At 61.5% G+C, this 20,621-nt stretch carries 18 protein-coding genes; 10 read left to right on the forward strand and 8 right to left on the reverse strand.

All coding sequences use genetic code 11. The features are described from left to right. Positions 1-2 precede the first annotated feature (2 nt). From EM858_RS25435 to EM858_RS25460, 6 genes are all read right to left on the reverse strand, one after another. A complete protein-coding gene (locus EM858_RS25435) occupies positions 3-1,028 on the reverse strand; it encodes an ABC transporter ATP-binding protein (RefSeq protein WP_127758393.1) in 1,026 nt (341 codons plus the stop codon). Next, a complete protein-coding gene (locus tag EM858_RS25440; protein ID WP_127758394.1) occupies positions 1,021-1,800 on the reverse strand; it encodes an ABC transporter permease in 780 nt (259 codons plus the stop codon). Before EM858_RS25440 ends, EM858_RS25435 begins: the two co-directional genes overlap by 8 nt. Then, a complete protein-coding gene (locus EM858_RS25445; protein WP_078053248.1) occupies positions 1,797-2,624 on the reverse strand; it encodes an ABC transporter permease in 828 nt (275 codons plus the stop codon). Before EM858_RS25445 ends, EM858_RS25440 begins: the two co-directional genes overlap by 4 nt. A 164-nt stretch (positions 2,625-2,788) precedes the next feature. Beyond that, on the reverse strand, positions 2,789-3,811 hold the full coding sequence (locus EM858_RS25450) for an ABC transporter substrate-binding protein (protein ID WP_127758395.1): 1,023 nt from the start codon (positions 3,809-3,811) through the stop codon (positions 2,789-2,791). Further along, positions 3,808-4,869, reverse strand: a complete 1,062-nt coding sequence (locus EM858_RS25455) for a LacI family DNA-binding transcriptional regulator (protein WP_127758396.1) — start codon at positions 4,867-4,869, stop codon at positions 3,808-3,810. The genes EM858_RS25450 and EM858_RS25455 overlap by 4 nt, the downstream gene beginning before the upstream one ends. A 134-nt stretch (positions 4,870-5,003) precedes the next feature. After that, positions 5,004-5,924 (reverse strand): LysR family transcriptional regulator, encoded by a 921-nt coding sequence (locus tag EM858_RS25460; RefSeq protein ID WP_127758397.1) that lies wholly within the window; start codon positions 5,922-5,924, stop codon positions 5,004-5,006. 96 nt (positions 5,925-6,020) lie between these two features. Between EM858_RS25460 and EM858_RS25465 the strand changes: the two genes are divergently transcribed. Beyond that, positions 6,021-7,205 carry an acyl-CoA dehydrogenase gene (locus EM858_RS25465; RefSeq protein ID WP_127758398.1) on the forward strand — a complete coding sequence of 395 codons (1,185 nt, stop codon included), beginning with the start codon at positions 6,021-6,023 and terminating at the stop codon, positions 7,203-7,205. A gap of 222 nt (positions 7,206-7,427) precedes the next feature. Here EM858_RS25465 and EM858_RS25470 read toward each other — a convergent pair whose 3' ends face one another. Then, entirely contained in the window at positions 7,428-9,494 is a 2,067-nt protein-coding gene (locus tag EM858_RS25470) for a TonB-dependent receptor (protein ID WP_127758399.1), read from the reverse strand. A gap of 297 nt (positions 9,495-9,791) precedes the next feature. On the opposite strand from EM858_RS25470, the gene EM858_RS25475 reads away from it, so the two are divergent. Beyond that, a complete protein-coding gene (locus EM858_RS25475; RefSeq protein WP_127758409.1) occupies positions 9,792-10,568 on the forward strand; it encodes an IclR family transcriptional regulator in 777 nt (258 codons plus the stop codon). Between the two features lie 2 nt (positions 10,569-10,570). Here EM858_RS25475 and EM858_RS25480 read toward each other — a convergent pair whose 3' ends face one another. Continuing rightward, positions 10,571-11,872, reverse strand: coding sequence for an NtaA/DmoA family FMN-dependent monooxygenase (locus tag EM858_RS25480; RefSeq protein ID WP_127758400.1), 1,302 nt, complete (start codon positions 11,870-11,872; stop codon positions 10,571-10,573). Positions 11,873-12,086: 214 nt separating this feature from the next. On the opposite strand from EM858_RS25480, the gene EM858_RS25485 reads away from it, so the two are divergent. The 8 genes from EM858_RS25485 to EM858_RS25520 all read left to right on the forward strand — a co-directional run. Next, complete coding sequence (locus EM858_RS25485; RefSeq protein WP_127758401.1) at positions 12,087-12,887, forward strand: ABC transporter ATP-binding protein; 801 nt, start codon at positions 12,087-12,089, stop codon at positions 12,885-12,887. Beyond that, a complete protein-coding gene (locus EM858_RS25490; RefSeq protein WP_127758402.1) occupies positions 12,884-13,897 on the forward strand; it encodes an iron ABC transporter permease in 1,014 nt (337 codons plus the stop codon). The genes EM858_RS25485 and EM858_RS25490 overlap by 4 nt, the downstream gene beginning before the upstream one ends. A gap of 11 nt (positions 13,898-13,908) precedes the next feature. Beyond that, the gene (locus tag EM858_RS25495) at positions 13,909-14,973 is read left to right on the forward strand and encodes an iron ABC transporter permease (RefSeq protein WP_127758403.1); all 1,065 of its coding nucleotides are present in this window, start codon (positions 13,909-13,911) and stop codon (positions 14,971-14,973) included. Positions 14,974-14,996: 23 nt separating this feature from the next. Continuing rightward, a complete protein-coding gene (locus EM858_RS25500; RefSeq protein WP_127758404.1) occupies positions 14,997-15,950 on the forward strand; it encodes an ABC transporter substrate-binding protein in 954 nt (317 codons plus the stop codon). 235 nt (positions 15,951-16,185) lie between these two features. Next, the gene (locus tag EM858_RS25505; RefSeq protein ID WP_127758405.1) at positions 16,186-17,025 is read left to right on the forward strand and encodes a siderophore-interacting protein; all 840 of its coding nucleotides are present in this window, start codon (positions 16,186-16,188) and stop codon (positions 17,023-17,025) included. Further along, the gene (locus EM858_RS25510) at positions 17,018-17,296 is read left to right on the forward strand and encodes a phosphopantetheine-binding protein (RefSeq protein WP_127758406.1); all 279 of its coding nucleotides are present in this window, start codon (positions 17,018-17,020) and stop codon (positions 17,294-17,296) included. The genes EM858_RS25505 and EM858_RS25510 overlap by 8 nt, the downstream gene beginning before the upstream one ends. Positions 17,297-17,358: 62 nt before the next feature. Further along, positions 17,359-20,184 carry a condensation domain-containing protein gene (locus EM858_RS25515; protein WP_127758407.1) on the forward strand — a complete coding sequence of 942 codons (2,826 nt, stop codon included), beginning with the start codon at positions 17,359-17,361 and terminating at the stop codon, positions 20,182-20,184. 233 nt (positions 20,185-20,417) lie between these two features. Next, positions 20,418-20,621, forward strand: a 204-nt coding sequence (locus EM858_RS25520) for a helix-turn-helix domain-containing protein (protein ID WP_164865502.1), incomplete at its 3' end; no start/stop codon positions are given.

Here is a 20,621-nt window from a genome sequence, read left to right on the forward strand (position 1 = left end):
GGTCAGTTGAACACCTTGAGGCTCGCCGCCTTTTCGACCGGCAGGTCGAAGGCGAGCGTATCGCCGATTGCGTGGGAGGTCAGGGCGGCGTCCGTTTCCGCCTTGATGGGGCCGAGCGGCGTATCGAGCAGATATTCGCGGCTGTTGCCGGCAAAGGAGGTGCCGCGCACGGTTCCCTGGAAAGGACCTGAACCGAGGGTGACCATGCGCGGCCGCCAGGCCAGTCCGGATGCTGAAAGGACTGGTCCGGGAAGCGGTGTTGTGCCGTTTGCGGTTTTCAACGCGCCACCTTCCAGCGCGAAGATGTTTTCAAAGCCGACGAAATCCGCCACGAAGGACGAAACCGGCGCGTTGTAGATGTCTTCCGGCGCGCCGATCTGTTCAATCTTGCCGCCCTTCATGACGACAATGCGGTCGGCGAGCGCCAAAGCCTCGATCTGGTCATGGGTGACGAAGATCATCGTCACGCCGGTCTCCTTCTGTACGCGCTGCAATTCGGTGCGCATTTCAAGGCGCAGGCGGGCGTCGAGGTTGGAGAGCGGCTCATCGAGCAGCAGTAATTTGGGCTCCATGACCATGGAACGCGCCAAGGCCACGCGCTGCTGCTGGCCGCCGGAAAGCTCCGCCGGCTTGCGCGAGGCGAAACTGGACAAGCCCACCGATTTCAGGCCGGAGGCAACCTTGTCCTCCAGCGCCTTGCCGCTCATGCCCTTGAGCTTCAGGCCGAAGGCGACGTTTTCATAGACCGTCAGATGCGGGAAGAGCGCATAGGACTGGAACACCAGACCGACGGCGCGCTTGTTGGCCGCGACCCGCGTAATATCGGCCCCGTCGAGATCGATGCGCCCGCCAGCCACCGGCATCAGCCCGGCAATGGCGCGCATCGTCGTGGTCTTGCCGCAGCCGGAAGGCCCGAGAAGCGCGAGCAGCTCGCCCTTGCGGATATCGAGATCGAGGTCCTTGACGGCGACATTGCCGCCATAGGCGAGCGAGACTTTTTTGAGCGAAAGGTAATTTGCGTCAGACATAACGGGAGAACCCCAGGAAACGTTCGGCCATAAAGACGATGCCGATGGAAAGGAAGGCGAGCAGCGAGGAGAGTGCGGCCACGGAAGGATCGAAGACGATTTCCATGTAACCCAGCGTGTCGATGGGCAGCGTCCGCACGCCCGGACCCGACAGGAACAGCGATACCGGCACCTGGTTGAAGCTCGTCACGAAACCGAGAATGAAGGCTGAGAGAATGCCGCCGCGAATATTCGGCAGCACGACGCGGAAAAATGCGCCGACCCGCGACGAGCCGAGCAGCACCGCCGCCTCCTCGATATCGGAACGCAGATTGTTGAGGCTGGCTGACACCACCCGCACCGCATAGGGGAGGATGAGCGCAGTGTGGGCGAGGAACAACGCAAGCGTGATGCCGATGCCGAAAGGCACGACGAAATAACGCAGCAGCGCGAGACCGACGATGATGCCGGGCACGATGATCGGCGCCGAAACGATGGTGCGCACGGTCTCGGCAAAAGGCAGCTTGTAGCGCGACATGGCGTAAGAAGCGGGAATGCCGAGGATGAGTGCCGTGAACGTTCCGCCGATGGCGAGGAACATCGACATCGCAAAGCTTTCGCGAAAACTTTCCACCGTGAAGACCTTGGCGATCCATTTCAGCGAAAAACCCTGTGGCGGAAAGGCGAGCGTATCGCCGGCCGAAAACGAGGCCGCGACGATGATGAGGAACGGCCCGATCAGGAAACCGACGACAAGCAGAAGCGTGAGCGGAATGAAGAGCTGCCGGGTCATTTCTTGTTCCTCGCGGTGGCGATGCGCTTCAGCAGGATATTGGCGGCAAAGCTCATGACGATCAGGATGAAGGCGATGACGCTTGCGGAGACGAAATTGTTGGAGACCGTCACCTGCTGGTAAAGCAGGGTTTCCAGCATCAGCACCTTCGAGCCGCCGAGAATGGCGGGCGTGATATAGGCGGTCAGCGAACCGGTGAAGACCAGCGTGCCGCCGACGACCAGCCCTTCTTTGGTGAGCGGCAGGATGACCTTCCAGAACACCTGTAGCCAGCTTGCGCCGAGCACGCGGGCAGCCGCAATCGTATCCTTCGGCATATTCTCCAGCGCGCTGATGAGCGAGATGATCATCAGCGGCAGGAACAATTGCAGAAGACCGATGAAGACGGCCGTTTCGGAAAACAGGATACGGATCGGCCCGTCGCTGAGGCCGACGGCCTGCAGCGCCTGATTGACGATGCCGGTTCGACCCAGAATGACGATCCAGGCATAGGTGCGGGCGACCGGCGAAATCATCAGCGGCAGCACGACCAGATTGACGACGTGCCCCTTCGCGCCCTGCGACAGGTTGACGATGGCGAAGGCCGCCGCATAACCCACCACCGCCGAGACGATGGTGACAAGCGCGCCGAGCTTCAGGGTGCGCAGGAAAACCGTCTGGTTCAGCGGATCGGTGAAGAAATCGGCGTAAGCCGACAATGTCCAGCCATCGGCGGTGCGAAAACCCTCCGACAGCAGGATGAAGACCGGCACAAGAAAGACCGCCGCCGCGAAAATTGCGGCGGGCAAGGCAAGCGCCAGCGCTTCGGCCCGGTTCTGAAACATGGGTTTATTCCCTGAACGGCCTGAGGGCCGGTTGTTTTTTCAGCCAGACGCACCGGCCTACGATCAAAAGGGTGGAAAAGCGGTCAGGGGACGACCGAACCGCTTTTCCGGGAATGGAGCCGCCCTGACGGACGTTCAGTGCCCCATTCCAAACGGTGAATGACTTACTGGCCGACCTTGGAATTCCACTCCGACAGCCACTTGTCGCGGTTATCCAGCGTCACGTCGGAAGGGATGAGCTGAAGGCTTTTTGCGGTTTCGTCGCCATAGGTGATGTTATTCGCCACCTCGTCGGAAACCTTGACTTCCCTGTTGGTCGGGCTGTCCACCAGCTTTTCGGCCAGCGCCTTCTGAACGTTGGTAGAGAGCCAGAAATCCATGAACTGCAACGCCAAATCTTCGTTCTTCGTGCCCTTCGGCACCACGAGCACATTCATGCCGCCGGTCTGGCCTTCCTTGGGCGTTGCCCAGGCGAGCGGCAGATCGAGCTTGGTGAAAGGCGCCCAGGAGAAGCGGCCGATGGGCGCTGCCCAGATTTCTTCCTGCTGCATCAACTGCACCAGTTGCGAGGACTTGACGTAGAATGTGACGATATCGTCCTTCTTTTCGCCCACGGCCTCGATGGCGCCGGAAAGATCGGGCGTGTCCTTGCCGATGGCTTTGCCGAGCATGTAAAGCGCCGGCGGGCCCTGATTGGTAGTGACATTCGGGAAGGCGAGGTGGTCGACAATGCCGTCCTTCAAAAGATCGGCCCAGCTGTCGATCTTCATCTTGTCGGTGCGGTAAACGATTGAGGTGGCGTAGAAATTGACGCCGACGCTCATGCCGTCGCCGTTCGGATCCTTGGCGATGTCATAGAGCTTTTCGATATTCGGAACCTTGGAAGCGTCGATCTTCTGGATCAGGTCCTTGCGGGTGGCCGACAGCGCATCCGCCATGGAAACGATGGCGAGATCGACCACCGGATTGGCCTTGTTGGCCTCCATCTTGGCCAGACGCTCGACGCTGTTGCCGGTCTCGACGACCAGCTTGCAGCCGCATTGCTTTTCGAACGGCGTATAGACCAGCTCCTTGAATTCGTCCTGCGCGAAGGCATAGACCGAGATCGTCAGCGTCTTGTCCTGCGCCTCAGCGGCGCCCATCGTCAACATCAGGGCGGCGCCCGATGCAAGAATGATCTTTTTCATGGTGTGAGTTCTCCTGCTGTCGTTTTTTTGGCTTCAATCGCATCATGCTTTGCCTTGCCGGTGGAGCCGCGCATGATCAGCGCCATCGGTACTTTCGAGATGTCCGCCGTCACATCGACGGCGACGCCGTTTTCGCCCGCGCCGTCTATCGCGCGCAGCAGCGCGCCGACCGCGAGATCGGCGATGCGGCCCATATCCATGCGCATGGTCGTCAAGGGCGGGGTGACCACGGCGGAAAAGATGAGATCGTCAAAGCCGGTGACACTGGCCTCTTCCGGCACCTCGATGCCCTCGCGCTGCAATTCGGTGAGCACGCGCAGCGCATGCAGATCGGACACGGCCGCAAAGGCGGTGAAACCTTCGGCAACCTTCTCTGCAAGACCAAGCCGGCAACCCGCGCCGCCCGCCTGTTCAATGGCGTCCACCCAGAGCGTCTGCGTCACGCACGCCTTGCCAAGACCATCGCGAATGCCGCCAAGACGGTCGTTCTGCACGTTGGAATCGCGGTTCTTGCCCACCAGCACTACCTTGCGATGGCCAAGCCCGGCCAGATATTCGCCCACCTGCCGGCCGCCATCCCAATGGTCGGCGGCGACCGTGTTGCCGGGCGTCGAGGGGCTGTCGATCACCGCGACAGGACAATCGACATCGGCAATGCGCGTGCCGCGACGGGGAACGATGACCATGCCATCCACGCCGCGCTCGATCAGCCGGTTGATCGCATCCGTCTGCATGGCGATCTCGCCGCGCGAGTCGGCGATCAGCACGCCGTACCCGGCAGTGACGGCCGCCTTTTCAATGGCCTGCGCAATCTGCGGAAAGAGAGGATTGGCAATATCGGGCAGCACCAACCCCAGAACACCGCTTCTGCCGGTGCGCAGCGCCCTGCCCGCCGAACTCGGCACATAACCAAGCTCGCTTGCCGTCTTGCGAATGCGCTCCACCAGCTCCGGCGAAACGCGGCCCTTGCCCGACAGCGCATTGGACACAGTTGCAACCGACACGCCGAGTGCCGCTGCTATCGCGCTCAGATTGGTGGCAGGCCGTGAAGACGCCATAATGGTCCGGAAGGGATGATTAAACGTTTAATCACGATAGTCGAGCTAAGCTCTCCTGTCGAGTCCGCAAGACGGCAAAACCCGGCGAAAACCTGGGCATAAAGTCTAAATGCCCGAAAAAAGTGCGATTATTTTTATGGGACTGCCGTGCTCGCCGCTCGGTAGGCCTCAACCTGCCGCACCAGCCAGTCACGAAACAGCACGACCGGAACGTGGTTGGCGCGCGAGAGCGGCGCCACGGCATAATAGGAGCTGGGGCTTCTGGCCTGATGATCGAAGGCCTTTACCAGTTGCTTCGATTTCAGTTCGTTATCGATCAGGAAAAGCGGCATGAGCGCCACGCCAAGCCCGGCGATGCAGGCCTGGGCCACGCTGGAAAATTGCTCGAAGCGCATGCCCTGCGGCAAGGCGAGCGACAGGCCGAGGCTTTCGAACCAGTGACCCCATGCGCCAGGCCGCGAGGCCATGTGCAGCAACGGCAGGGCGGCGATGTCTTCCCCCTTTTCCACGGGATGGGCGCTGAGGAATTGCGGGCTGCACACCGGCGCGACCATTTCATGCATTAGAAAGGTGCTTTCCGCCCCCGGCCAGTCGGCCTGGCCGATATGGATCGCCATATCCAGCTGCTCGCGCTCAAAGTCGAATTGCCCGATGCGGGTGGCGAAATTGATGGTGATTTCGGGGTGGTTCGCCACGAAATCCGGGATACGCGGCAGAAGCCAGCGGGTGCCGAAGGTGGGCAGCATGGCGAGGTTCAAGGTATTGCCATGCGTTTTGGTCATGATCTGCAGCGACGCGGAGCGTATCTCGCCAAGGGCGGAGGCAATCGATTTTGCATAGGCGCGGCCCTCGTTTGTCAGCGCCACGCCGCGTGCGCCGCGTTCGAACAGGCGCACGCCAAGCTGTTCTTCCAGTGACATAACCTGCCGGCTGATCGCCCCCTGCGTCAGGGCAAGCTCATCGGCGGCGGCGGAAAAGCTTCCGAGCCGGGCCACGGAATCGAAGGCGGCGAGCGCGCTGGTGGATGGCAGAAGTTTGCGGCTGAGAGACGTCATGAGCCATTACTATATGTAATGCAAAAATGAGTAAACATGGCTTGTGCCGACTGGCTCGAATACCAATAATCCGGCCAGCAAATCCGGAGGCATCACGTGAGCGAACACGCAGCATTCAATTGGCAGGACCCTTTTCTGCTCGAAGACCAACTGACCGACGACGAGCGGATGATCCGCGACGCCGCCGCCGCCTTCGGCAAATCGGAACTCTTGCCGCGTGTCTCCGAGGCCTATCTTTCTGAGACCACCGAACCGGAACTGTTCCGCCTGATGGGCCGCACCGGCCTGCTCGGCGTCACCCTGCCGGAAGAATACGGCGCGGCCAATGCAAGTTACGTGGCCTATGGTCTCGTCGCCCGCGAGGTGGAGCGGATCGACAGCGGTTACCGCTCGATGATGAGCGTGCAGTCCTCGCTCGTCATCCATCCGATCTTCGCTTACGGCTCGGACGAGCAGAAGAAGAAATACCTGCCCGGCCTCGTTTCCGGCGAGTTGATCGGCTGTTTCGGCCTCACCGAGCCGGATGCCGGTTCCGATCCCGGCGGCATGAAGACCCGCGCCGAGAAAATTGCCGGCGGCTATCGCCTGCGTGGTTCGAAAATGTGGATTTCCAATGCGCCAATCGCCGATGTCTTCGTCGTCTGGGCGAAATCGGAAGCGCATGACCAGATCCGCGGCTTCGTGCTGGAAAAGGGCATGAAGGGCCTCTCCGCTCCCAAGATCGGCGGCAAGCTGTCGTTGCGTGCCTCCATCACCGGCGAGATCGTTCTGGACGGCGTGGAAGTGGGCGAAGACGCGCTGCTGCCCAATGTTTCCGGCTTGAAAGGCCCGTTCGGCTGCCTCAATCGCGCCCGTTACGGCATTTCCTGGGGGGTCATGGGGGCTGCGGAAGATTGCTGGTTCCGCGCCCGGCAATATGGTCTCGACCGCAAGCAGTTCGGCAAGCCGCTCGCCGGCATGCAGCTTTACCAGAAAAAGCTTGCCGACATGCAGACCGAAATCGCCCTCGGCCTTCAGGCATCGCTCCGCGTCGGCCAACTGATGGACGAGCATAAGATGGCGCCGGAAATGATCTCCATCATCAAGCGCAACAATTGCGGCAAGGCGCTGGATATCGCCCGCCAGGCCCGCGACATGCATGGCGGCAACGGTATCCAGATCGAATATCACGTCATGCGCCACGCCCAGAACCTCGAAACGGTCAATACCTATGAGGGCACGCACGACGTCCACGCGCTGATCCTCGGCCGGGCGCAGACGGGCATTCAGGCGTTTTTCTGAGGCTTTCTCGGCGTCGAGGAGCTCGGCTTTAAAAAGGCCCCAAACCTCTCCTTCGTCATGCTCGGGCCTGTCCCGAGCATCTGGAACCGATTGTTCTAACGAGACGTGGTTGGATTCTCGGGACAAGCCCGAGGATGACGGCGAGTGCGAGAGAAGGTCAGCAGTTCGAGACCTCCGAAAATCATTTCGGAGGTCTCTTCGCTATTCAACTCAGGTGACAGCTCAGAACGTGCCGCGAATACCGACGCCAAACATGCGCGGTTCGGTCATGCTCGCCTCGATGCCGCCAATGCCGCGGTTTTCCTTCATCAGCGTAGGTGCGCGCTCATCGAAGACGTTCTTGACGTAGGCGTAGAATTCAAGCTCCTCCTGGAACTTGTAGCTCGCCCGCACATCCGCAATCGTATAAGGATCGATTGCATAAACGGCCTTGTTATCCGTGTCGGAATAATAGCCGTCGAGATGGCGCACCTGGCCAGAAACAGTGAACTTGTCCGTCACGTCCCAGCTTGCGCCGACGGTGAAGCTGTAACCCGGCGACTTGGCGAATTCCTTGCCGACATAGGCGGCATTGCTGGAAATCTCATCGATTTTCGTCTTCAGCAGACCGGCGCTGGCCTTCAGCGTCAAATTGTCGAGAACCTGATAATCCAGGCCGATTTCCAGACCGTAAGCATGAGCTTCTTCGGCATTGACTGTGTAGGATTCGCTGATGCCCGTGGAGACGACGACCGGTACGTTAAACTGAGCGTTCTTCATGTCCATGTAGAACAGGTTACCGTTCACCGTCAGCGTATCGTCCAGCAGGCTGGCGCGGGTGAACAGCTCGTAGTTCCAGATGGTTTCCTTGTCGAAGGTGCGCCATTTGCTGGTCGTCAGATCGAATGCGACGCCGCCGGGATTGTAACCGCGGCTGATCAGGCCGCCCACCGTCCAGTCGTCATTGATGGCATAGGCCAGCGACGCCTTGGGCAGGATTTCCGAGAAGGTTTCGTCATAATTGACCGAGCTTCTGCTGGTGGCGCTCAGCGTCCGGTAACCGGCGCGCTGAATCTGGTCCTGCTGGTACCGCAGACCACCCGTCAGGGTCCATTGATCGGTCAGGCGATAGCTCAACTCGCTGAAGAGGCCGAGATTGTCCTTGGTATCGTTGAAGCGCGAGGTTCCGCGCAGATAAAGCACCTCGTCGGCTTTCGTATGTGCGTAATAAATACCCGCGACACCGCTCAGCACGTCTTCCTGATCACCGAAGGTCACGCGTGTTTCGTGGGACGTGTTCTTCAGGTCGATATCGGCATCACCCGTATTCGCAATACCGACCCGGCGTTTGGCGATGGACGAGGAGAACTGTGTCTGGTTGAACAGTTTCACGCCGTTTTCGAAATCGTAATTGATGTCGAGAATGCCGGTATTGGTGTACTGGCTGAAATTCGGCATCGTCGTGGTGACGTGGTTGAGATTCTCGAAGGGGCGCGACGCCGCTTCCTGGCTCGGCCGGTTGGAGGCGTTGTAGGAATAGGTGAGCTTCGTCGAAAGACCGGGAATTTCCGACGGTTCCCACAAAAGCTTGAAGCGACCGTTGAACTCCTTGAAGTTCTGGTCCGTGCCCTCATGGGCGAATGCGGAATTGATGTAGTCGATGAAGGTATCGCGGCCGGAATAATCGATCGCCATGCGTGCCGCCAGCTCATCCTCGATCAGCGGACCGGAAAAGGCGAAGGAACCGCGCTTCTGGTGATAATTGCCGATTTCCGCCTGATAGCTGGCTTCGGGCGTAAAGGTCGGGTCCTTGGTGTTGACGAGGATCGCGCCGGCAATGGCGTTGGCGCCCTGCGAGGTGGTCTGCGGGCCGCGGAACACCTCGATGCTTTCGACATCCCAGATAGAGCTCGCGCCATAGATGAACTCGTTATAACCGAGATAATGGCCGTCGACATTGATCGTCGCGCGCGGCACCGTGCCGGTGAAGAAGGCGATGGAGCCTGTGTTCGGTCCCTGCGTGTCCTGTCCGCGAATGATCGGGGCGCTGACATTGTCGGTATAAACGACGTTCGGAATATCCTTGATCGCTTCCGATACGGTCGGGTCGCCGGTCTTTTCCTTCTTGATTTTATCACCGGTTATGACTGAGACGGACGACGCCGTGTTCTTCATGTCGCGCGCCACTTTTTCACCGGTCACGACGATCGGCTTCAGGACGGTGGTGCCCGCCGTCGCTGCCTGCTGATCCTGACCGAGAACCGGCGTCACAAACAATGTCGCCAGCGTCAGCGCGCTGACCCCGCTCATCAAACGACCGTTAGAGCTAAACCCCATCACACACCCCTAATAAACATGAGTATTAAAGTCATATTCAAGTAACGGAAGCGTTATCCGTTTCGCAATAGAGAATGCGTTCTGTATTGCGGACAAAAAGGCTTCCGTAACGGGATGTGCCATATTTACAACAAAGTTTACGGACCGCCGCTTCCTCACCCGCAGCGTTTCGAAAGGGAACAGCATAGTTCCGTCCGCAGAAATCGATTCCGATTTCCGGCCCGATGCGTTAGGCATGCTCAACAAAACGGGGGAACGCGCTTGAACGCCATGGGTGACGATTCGGACAAACTGCCGGAAAACGAGGGCGAAAAGCGCTCGGCCCTCATTCAGTCGGTGTCGATCGCGGCGCGTTTCCTCAATCTTCTCGCCAGATCGGACAGGGCGTTGGCACTTGGCGAACTGGCCAAACGCGCCGGCACCGGCCGTTCCACCGCGCATCGCTACATGCAAAGCCTCGTGCGGGAGGGGCTGGTGATACAGGACCCCGCAAGCGGCAGTTACGATCTCGGACCGGCGGCGCTTGGGATAGGCATCAGCGCGCTCAGGCGAATCAATCCGGTCGAAACCGCCGGCCGCCAGATGAATGCGCTTGCCTCCAGGATCGGCGCCAGTTGCGGCGTGGCGATCTGGACCGAGCGCGGCCCGACCGTGGTGCGGTGGGCGAGAAGCGCCGGCTTTTCCATCAGCACCGTGGCGCTCGGCGATGTTCTGCCGCTGGACAACAGCGCCTGCGGGCTGGTTTTTCAGGCTTACCTGCCGCCGGACAGGATAGCCGCCGTGCGCAGGCTGCAACCGGCCGCCTTTCGCGGCTCCCGTCCCGATGCCGGCATTCTGGAAACCATCCGCGAAGCGGGTGGCGCGGAACTCAATGAACATCTGTTCTCCGCCCTGACCGGCAAGGCCGCACCGGTTTTCGACGCCCAGGGCGAACTCTGTTGTGTCGTCACAACCGTATCCTTCGTGGCCACCGCCGAGACCGAACGGCATTTTTCCCGATTGATCGAAGCCGCCAGACAGGCGACGGCCGAATCCGGCGGCGCGTAAGCCTATTCGGCCAGATGCTCCGCAAAGGTGCGGCCGGAATAGGCCGTGCGGAAAAGCCCGGCATCGGCGAGCTTCGGCAACAGCCGCTCCAGCACCAGCCGCATGGACGCCACCGAACCGCCGGGCACCGCGACGAAACCGTCGATCGCACCGGCAGCCGCCCATTCGCGGATGGCCTCAAGGGCATCTTCAACGGTGCCGATGATCTGCCAATGGCCCGACCCCATCACTTCCGGACGCCGCAATAATTCCGCGACACTCAGCGTCTCCCGATCGATCCGCCGGCGCAGCAGGCCGGCATGGGTGCGGCTTCGCGGCGTCTCCGGCGGCGGCGGCAGGTCGGAGGCGGTAACGATCCGCGTGAGCGGCCAGTCCGTGAGATCAAGACCCGTCATATCGCGAATGGAGGCAAAGGCGCGGGCGCGGTTGGCGCGGGCATGGGTCTCCGCAAAAAGTTCCAGTGCCTCCCTGCCGGTCTCCGCAAGGTAGAGGCTGAGGCCCGGCATCAGCTTCACACCGTCGGGGTTGCGACCGTGGCCCTCTGCACGCCGCCGCAAATCCGCCCTGAGTTCGATGGCCGCCTGCATGTCCGGCGTCGAGGCAAAGACAGCGTCGGCCACTGACGAGGCGAAATCACGACCCTCGGGAGAGGCGCCCGCCTGCACCAGCGGAATGCGGCTGGCATGGGACGGCAGGTTGAGCGGGCCTTTGACGCTGAAGTGCCTGCCCTCATGTGCCACCGGATGCACCAGCGAGGAATCGGCAAACCGCCCGCTTTCCCGGTCGAGTTTGAGAGCTTCGTTCGGGAAGCTCGCCCAGAGCTGCTGCACTACCTGCGTAAATTCGGCGGCGCGCTCGTAACGCTCCTGCGGCGAAGGCATCTCTTTCAGGCCGAAATTTTCGTGCCCCTCAAGCGCCGTGACGATATTCCACCCCGCCCTGCCGCTGCTCAGCCAGTTCAGCGACTGGATCTGGCGGGCCACCACATAGGGCGGCAGAAATGTGGTCGAAACGGTGGACAACAACCCGACATGGCTGGTTTCCCGCGCAATGGCCGCAAGAAGCATGGTCGGGTCCATGCTGGCAAATCCGCCGCCGGTCTCCAGCCCCTCGGTGCGCAGAAAAAGCGTATCCGGCCGAAACACGAAATCCACATGCGCGGCCTCCGCGCGCTGCGCCAGATCGACGAAATAGTCGCTGGAAAACACCCCGTTTATATCGCTGTCCGCGCGCCGCCATGCCTCGCCGCTGAGCCAGGTTGGGGCCAGCGACATGCCGACATGAAGCTTGGCTGCGACTGACATGATGTACCTCGACTGAAATAACCGGCAAGAAATCCGTCCGTTGAATCGGCAAATTTCGATTTGTGGAGAGTTTTACTATAGTTTAGTGTCGCTTCAAGACCACACCGTCGCGCCCGCCGGAAAGAAATGCTTTTTCCACGGGTTCGATATTTAAATTCAAATGCTTATAACGCCTGTGCGGCGTCTCGACGCATGGGCGCATGAATAACAGGAGTTGTATCCGGTGCTTGACGCCACGGACCTTCACGCCAGCTATGGACATGTTCCCGTCCTGCGGGGGCTTTCCGCCCGCTTCCGATCCGGCCGCGTCACCGCGCTGGTCGGCCCCAATGGCTGCGGCAAGTCGACGCTGTTGAAGACCATCATGGGTTTCGTGCCTTTGTCATCGGGGGCAATAAGGCTCGGCGAGCGTTCGATCGGCGAGATCGGACGCCGCGAACTGGCACAGCGCATCGCCTATCTGCCGCAGGAGTGCCATTGCCCTGACTATATGACGCTCGGTGAGCTGATCGAGCTTGCCGGTTACGCCCGTTACGGTCTTGCGGGCGGCCCAACCGAACGCGACCGCGCGCTTTTTGCCGAGGCGCTGAAGACCGTCGGGCTGGAAGACAAGGCGAAAGCGCAGGTCAACACGCTTTCCGGCGGCCAGCGCCAGCGCGCCTTCATCGCCATGGTGCTGGCGCAGGATACGGACGTGATCCTGATGGACGAGCCGGTCAATCATCTCGACATGAAATATCAATATGCCGTTCTCGGCCTCGTGCGCGAACTGACGGACAGGCATGGCAAGACCGTCATCGTCGTGCTGCACGATCTCAACCTCGCCTCCACCTTCGCCGATGATGTCATCATGCTGAAGGCCGGGCGGGTTCTGGCGTCTGGGCCGGTTGCCAAAGCGGTCACGCCCGAAAATGTCACCGAGGTCTTCGATCTCGAAGCGGATATCTTCTCCCGGCAGGGGCGGCTCATCTGCGTGCCCCGGCTGGAGCGGCAGGAACAGGCCATTCCGGCATGACCCCGAAAATAACGCTGATTTTCGCCGCCGCGCTGCTGCTGGCTGCCATCCTCGCCATCAATCTGCTGGTGATGTCCGGCGACATGCCGCCTGCCGAAATCCTGGCGACGCTCTGGCGCGGCGAGGCCGACAGCTATGAGCAGTCGGTGCTTCTCTATCAGCAAATCCCACGCGCGCTGATTGCCATCTATGTGGGGGCGACGACGGCCGTCAGCGGTTGTGTGCTGCAGGGGCTTGCGCGCAACCCCCTCGCCTCGCCCTCCACCCTGGGGCTGAATGCCGGCGCGACGCTTTTTGTGATTGCCGGTGCGCTGGTGTTCGATTTCTCTCCGGAAATACAGGGCCTTGCCGCGCTCGCGGGCGCCGGCTTCGGTTTTGCCGCCTGCTTCGTCGTCGCGCGTCTCGCCGGGCGGGCGAACGATCCGCGTGGCCTGTCGCTCATCCTTTCCGGTGCGCTGGTTTCCATGCTGCTGATCGGCGTGACCAACGCCCTGCTTCTCTCCAACCCCACACGCCGCGCCGAATTCCTGAGCTGGGTGGGCGGCAATATCAACCACGTCTATGCCGAGCGCCTCACCGATTTCTGGTGGATCGGCGCAATTGCGCTCGTCATATTGTGGGCGGTTGCCCGGCCGCTGACGCTGGTTCTGCTGGGCGCGGAAAAGGCCGCTTCCGCCGGTGTGAATGTCACGCGTGTTTCCCGGGTCGCGCTCTTCGCCACCATGCTGGCCTCGGGTTCGGCGGTGGCGATCTGCGGCCCCATCGGTTTCGTCGGCCTCATCGTGCCGCATATTATCCGGCCGCTGGTCGGGGTGAACTTCACACTTGCTTTGCCGGCCTCCGCGCTTGTCGGCGCGGGCCTCTGCGTGCTGGCCGATCTTGGCGCGCAAACCCTGTTTGCGCCCTATGTGGTCAATACCGGGCTGTTCATGGATCTGCTTGGCGGCCTCGTTTTCATCGTCATCGTCAAGCGCTTCTATCTGTCGCCTTCGGCAAGGGGGCTGTCATGAAGGGGGCTTTCATGAAACGGCATTTCGCCACCGACGGCAAAGCGGTGCTGCGGCTGCCGAGCGGCCTGCAGATCGGCATCGGCAATCTGAAAGCCGGCCTTGCGCTGCTTGTGCTGGCGCTGGCGCTCGCCGCTCTGTCCGTCAGCCTCGGCAATACCGAAACGGGCCTCGCCGATCTCCTGCGCGGATTGGTGGGCGGGCACCTCGGCGACGATCAGGCCTATGCGCTGTGGACGGTGCGGCTGCCGCGTATCCTGCTCGGCTTTATGGCCGGCTGGAGCGTGGCGCTGGCAGGCGCCATGCTGCAATCCGTCGCCCGCAATCCGCTCGCCGATCCCGGCCTGTTCGGCCTCAGCCAAGGGTCGATGACCACCATCATGCTGCTTCTGGTGCTGGTGCCGGCCTCACCCAAGACGCTGGTGGCGCTTGCGGCTGTCGGCGGCGGTCTGGCCGTCGCCTTCCTTCTCATCGCCCTCGTCGGGCGGGAACGCTCGAGCGGCCTTGCCATATTGCTGATGGGCATCGCAATTGAATCGGCGCTTTCCTCCGTCTCCTCCGTGCTTCTGCTTTACACGCCGGCCGAAACCTCGCTGTCGCTGGCTGACTGGATGGCGGGTTCGCTGTTTCAGGCCAGCTGGTCGACCATACTCGTTTTCGCCCCCCTCTTCGCCGCAAGCCTCGTGGGCATTTTTCTCATCGGCCGGGCGCTCGCGGTCTTCGATCTCGGCAATGAAATGGCCATGGCGCTCGGTGAAACCGTCAGGCATTCGCGCCCGCTCGTCATTGTTTTTGCGGTGATCCTCAGCGCCTCCTCGGTTACCGCCGTCGGCCCGCTGACCTTTCTCGGCGTTATCGCCCCGCATCTCGCCACCTTCGTTTCGCCCGCCGTCGGCCGCGCCAGGCTTTTCCTGTCGGGGCTTACCGGCGGCATTCTGGTCGTCACCGCCGATACGCTGTCGCGCGGGCTGGTGGCCGATACGCCGATGCCGATCGGCCTTGCGCTGACGCTGATCGGCGTGCCGCTTTTCATCCTCACGCTGCGCCTTCAGGCGCTGCGCAGAACAAACAGCCACTGAAGACATCGAATAAAGGGAATGCCATGCGAATTGCCATGCTCATCGCCGCACTTCTTGCTGCCGGAACGAGCCTCGCCGCCGAGCGCAGCGTGACCGATGCCGCCGGCCGCACCGTCTCCGTTCCGGAAAAGCCGCAGCGCATCGTCGTCATGCACGAGCCGCTGCTCGGCGTGCCGCTGATGGATCTCGACGCCAATGTGGTCGGCGCCTATGGCCGCAACAGCGACGGCAAATTCGCCACCGCCGTCGACTTCGTCGACACCGTTCTCGGTGAAGGCCGCACGAAACCGAAGGGTTTCGGCGCGGTTGGGCAGATCGACCTCGAAAAACTGCGGGCGCTGCAACCGGACCTGATCGTCGCCACGGAAATGGATGGCGGCAAGGCCGAACAGCTCTCCACCGTCGCCCCCGTCTATCTGCAAAAGGTCAGCACCGGCCATGCCTATGGTTTCAGCGTCGAAGAAAACCTTGCCGCCCTGGTCGGGCGAAGCGATGTCTTTGCCGAGCGCCGGAAGACCTATGACACGAAGCTCGCCGCCGTCAAAAAGACGCTGGGGGAGCATATCAAGGGCAAGACCTATCTCGCGATCCTGCTGACCGACCAGATCAATGCGGTGGGCGACATGTCCGGCGCGGTGCAGGCATTGGAGGATTTGGGTTATACCCGCCTGAAGATCGACAACGCCGCCTCTTCGGGCGGAATGGGCTCGACCCTGATGATGCCGCTGAGTGCCGATGCCTTCGGCAAGCTCAATCCCGATCTGCTGGTGGTGATGAACAGCTATACCAGCCCCGCCCGCGGCGAGGCGGGAACGCGCGCCGCCCTTGAAAAGATCATTCCCGGCTGGGAGCGTTTCGTAAAACCGGCGCGCGAGAAAAGGATCGTTTTCCTCGATTCCACCAAGGTCACGACGCCTTCCATTCCAAGCGCCCTGCACACATTGAATGAAGTGGAAAGCTGGGCGGGCCGCCGCTGAACGGCGTTATTCAAAACCAATCCCGGCACGATTTCTGTGCCGGGTATAAACTTGAGTTTTTGGAGAAAGTTATATTGCCGAGGCCGAAACCGCCTGTTATGGTTCGCGCATCTTGACGCAACGACGCCGGAATATCGCGCCGGATTAAGATTCCCAACGCGCGATCGTCCGGCACGCCGACCCGGGACAGCGAGACCGCCGAACCCGTCGGCGATATCCCAGGAAAGACAACAGCATGAGCATGCCAGAAACCATGGATTCCCCCATTCCGGACCGCACTCCCAAACGCCATCGCCACGCCGTCGCGCTGCGCGCGCTCAATGTCGCGCGCGTCGAAAAGCTCAGCCGGTCCATGGTCCGCATCGTCCTGACCGGGCCGGAACTGGAGGGCTTTGCGAGCCTCGGTTTCGACGACCACGTCAAGATGTTCTTTGCCCAGCCCGGCGAAACCGAGCCGAGCCTGCCGGTGATCGGCCCGAACGGCATTGAATTCCCGGAAGGCGCGCCACGCCCACTGGCGCGCGACTACACGCCGCGCAGTTTCGACGCCGAAAAGGGCGAACTCGCCATCGATTTCGCCACCCATCACGACGGCCCCGCCAGCAACTGGGCGAAAGCCGCCAAAGCGGGCGACAAAGCGTGGATCGCCGGTCCGCGCGGCTCTTTCACCGTTCCCTTCACCTACGACTGGCATCTGCTGATTGCCGACGATACCGGCCTACCCGCGCTGGCGCGGCGGCTGGAGGAAATGCCTGAGGACACCCGCGTCGTGGCTCTGATCGAGGTCGAGACGGATGCCGACCGGCTGGAACTCACGACGAAGGCGAATGCGTCTATCGTCTGGGTGACGCAGAAGACGGAGAACGGAACCGACCACGACGCGCTGGCGGGCGCGCTGCGCAAGCTCGACCTGCCGAAGGGCGATTTCTTCAGCTGGGTCGCCTGCGAATCGAAGGCTGCAAAGGAGGTTCGCGCCCTTCTGGTCGAAGAATTCGGCGCCAACCCCAAATGGACTCGCGCTTCCGGTTACTGGCGGCGCGGCGCCAGCGGCGTTCACGATCATTTCGATGAATGAACCGGCAATCGCGGCGGACGCCATGCCGGAGGTGGAAACGATGATGACGGAACTCAAGGCCCTTATCGCCAGGGTTCTGGACCACGAAGTGCGCGACATCGAACCGGGGGACAACCTGTTCGGTCGCGGGCTTCATTCGCTTGCCCTCATGCGGCTGATGCCACCGCTTTCACAGCTTGCCGGAACGCGGCTCGATTATGACGATCTGGCCCGGCGGCCCACGCTTGCCGCCTGGCAGGCGCTCATCGAACGGTCGCGCGCGGGACGTTGATCCCACGACACAGCATTTTTCGCGCCGGAGCGCGATTCCCGAATATTTCCAAGGAGAGGACCATGGCAGCAGACAATACGCGTATGCTCGCACGTCGCATCGAAGAAACTTTCGACAGGGGGGATGCAGCCCCGCCGAGCCAATACGAAGAACGGGTCTGGTTCGAGCAGTTTCAGGATCCCGACCAGGTCTTCCGGGCCCTTCTCGCCCATCGCATCGGTGAAGAGTGCGATCTGCTGCGTCTGACCTCGGCGCTGAAGACGGTTTGCGAGGTCTGGCCCGAGCTTCGTGCGCGCTTTGCCTTCGGCGAGGACGGCACGCTTGCCAAGAGCATCGAGGCCCCCTCCGCATCCATCGTGCAGCTGCTGCATGTTCCATCGGCGGGCGAGGCCCTGACCTTGCTGCACGACCTGCAGGCAAGGCCCTTCGATGCCGAGACCGACCCGCCGTTTCAGGCCGTCGTGCTCTTAAGCGAAGGAGAAATCCTGCTGGCATTTCTGGTCCACGGCCTGCTTGGCGAAGTCCTCTCGCCGCAAATCCTGCTGGAAGGCATTACGGCGGCCTATGCCGGTGAGACACCGAAACCGCTTTCGCCGCGCGCCGTCGAAAGTGACGGCGTCGACCCGCTTCCGCTCGGCTGGCTGCAACGTCCGGCCTCCGGCTCGACCGTCGTGGCGCTGCGGCAAAACGGGATCGACAGGCCGGCGAGCCACAGCCACGGCGTCGATCTTCCCGCCCCCCTGCTCGGCCTCAACAGCTCCACGGCGACGAATGCGCTTCTGGCCCGCGCCGGATCGCGTTTTGCCCTTTTCCTGGCAAAAACCGGCGGTCCCGAGACCGTAACCCTGCGCCTGCAGCCCGGTACCGGTGCTGCGATGCCGATGTCAGCCGAGGCTGCGGCACGGGTAGCAATCTCCCGCGACCAATCGCCCGAACAGGCTGAAAAAGCCGTGCTGTCCGGTCTGGAGCAGCGAAACGACAATGAAGGCGGAACCGCCACCTTCACGCTTCAGGCGCTTGCGACACCCGTCCAGGCCATATCGGAGCATGGGCTCCAGTTTGAGCACCTGCCCCTGCCCTCCCTGCAATCCGGTCTCGGCCTGACGCTTGCCGCCGGTCCGACAACCGCCGGCGATATCCGTCTCGAATTGACGGGCGGCAGGGAGACATCGCCGCATGCGACGGCCTTCCTGCTGGAACGCTTCGTCAGCCATCTCGAAGGCGGCGCGGATTTTTCCGGCATCGTCCCTCAAAACGCCGCGGCAACAGCCCTTTCGCCCGCAGCTTCCGTCCAGAACGACGACGACACCGTCGCAACGATCCTTGCGGAATTCCGTGAAGCGCTCGTCTCGCCCGACATGGGGCCGGATGACGATTTCTTCGATTTCGGCGGCCATTCACTGATTGCGACGCGCATCATCGGACGTCTTCTCAGCAATCACGGCATCGAGCTCCGCTTCAACGACCTGTTCAGCTACCCGACCGCCGCTTCGCTCGCAAAACAGGCGACCCGGCTCGAAACCGCAGCACCTGCGCAGGCGGAAGCGACCGCGAGCGACTCGCTCACCGCACCGCTTTCGCTGGCGCAGATGTCGCTCTGGAAGGCCTATGCCGCCTTCGGCTTCGGCGAAATCTTCAACATTCCCTTCGCGCTCGATTTCCTCGATCCCGTGGATGAGAATGCCTTCGAATGCGCCTTCCTCGATATCATCGAGCGCCATCCCGGCCTGCGGACCCATTTCTACGTCGAAGACGATACGGTTCTGCAAAAGATCGTGCCGATGCACGACCTGCCCGGTTACAAATGGTTCTGGACGAGCGAAGAAAGCCAGGGCGTGGACCGGCATGCGGAAGCCGGCTGGCGGTTCGATCTTGCGCGTGAACTGCCGATGCGGCTGCGCTTCCTTAAGGATGCGCAGACCGGCCGCCAGGTGCTTTCCTTCCTCTTCCATCACATCGTGCTCGATGAATGGTCGGTGAACCTGATGATGGACGAACTGACCGAGGCCTACCGGGCAAGGGCGGCGGGCAAGGCTCCGGTCTTTGCCACCAAGCCGGCGCCCTTCCATGAATTTGCGAGAAAACAGGTCGCGTCGGGCGTCAATGCCGGCCACCTTGCCTATTGGACCGATATGCTGCGGGATGCGCCGAAAGGCCTTACCCTCAACGGACAGGACAGCACGCCGCACGAGGCATCGCAGGACGAAGCACCGGCAGGCGGCTGGATCGAATTCAAGCTGGAAAAACATGTCGGCGACGGGCTTTACGCCATTGCCAAGCAGAACAGCGCATCGCTGTTCAACGTGGTCTATGCCGCCATTGCCGCATCGCTGCGCCATCTCGGTGGGTTGAGCGATCTCGTCGTCGGGACCTCGGCGTCTGGCCGCACCGATAGCGGTTATTTCGATACGATCGGTTATTTCACCACTGTCGTCGCCCATCGCGTGCGTTTCGGCGAGACCATGACCGTCGGCGACCTGATTTCTTCGGTGAAGAACACCATCAACGGTTCGCTGGAACACAGCGAAATCCCGATCGATCTCGTCGAGGAAGCGCTGGGCATGACGCCCGGCCGCGACCATCTGTTCGAGGTCTTCATCCAGATCCACGCCAAGAACAAGCTGAACGGCACCCTTGCCGGGCCGGATGGCAAGCCGGTGGAGTTCCGCCAGATCGACCCCGACAAGCATGAATCCATGCTGGGGCTGCAATTCGAGGTGATGGAAGAGACCATCGGCGGCGAGCGCTCCATTCGCGTGCTGATGAGCTACCGTTCGGATCGCTACGGCCCGCAGGACGTCGAGCGGCTGCGCGAGACCACCAGCGGCGTTTTCAGCCGCTTTGCCGAGGCCGGCGCTTCGAGCCGCGTGCTGACAACGCTCGCCTGAGCTGGAATTGGGCAAGAAAAACCCGGCTTCGCCTTAGCGGAGCCGGGTTCAATTTGTTGGCAAAATCCAGAAAGCCCTCCTCCGTCATGCTCGGGCCTGTCCCGGGCATCTGCAACGCCTCGACTTATTGGACGTGATTAGATCCTCGGTACAAGTGTGCAGCCCTGATACATAGTTGACAGATGTTCGGAGACATCCCTGACAACTTTGCCTTTGTGGCAGAGGAGGTCGGGATGGCTTGGCGGGAGTTGTCTGTCGTGGATCAGCGACGAGAATTTGTGATGCTTGCGTTGCTGGAAGGGGCCACTATTTCGGCTTTGTGCAAGCGTTTCGGCATCAGTCGGCAGACGGGTTATGTCTGGCTGCGGCGGGCGCAGGCGGGAGACGCCTTGCTGGATCGCTCCCGCCGTCCGCATTCGAGCCCTCGGCGAACATCC

It is taken from the genome of Agrobacterium sp. CNPSo 2736 (assembly GCF_004005385.1).
Lineage (GTDB): Bacteria > Pseudomonadota > Alphaproteobacteria > Rhizobiales > Rhizobiaceae > Agrobacterium > Agrobacterium leguminum.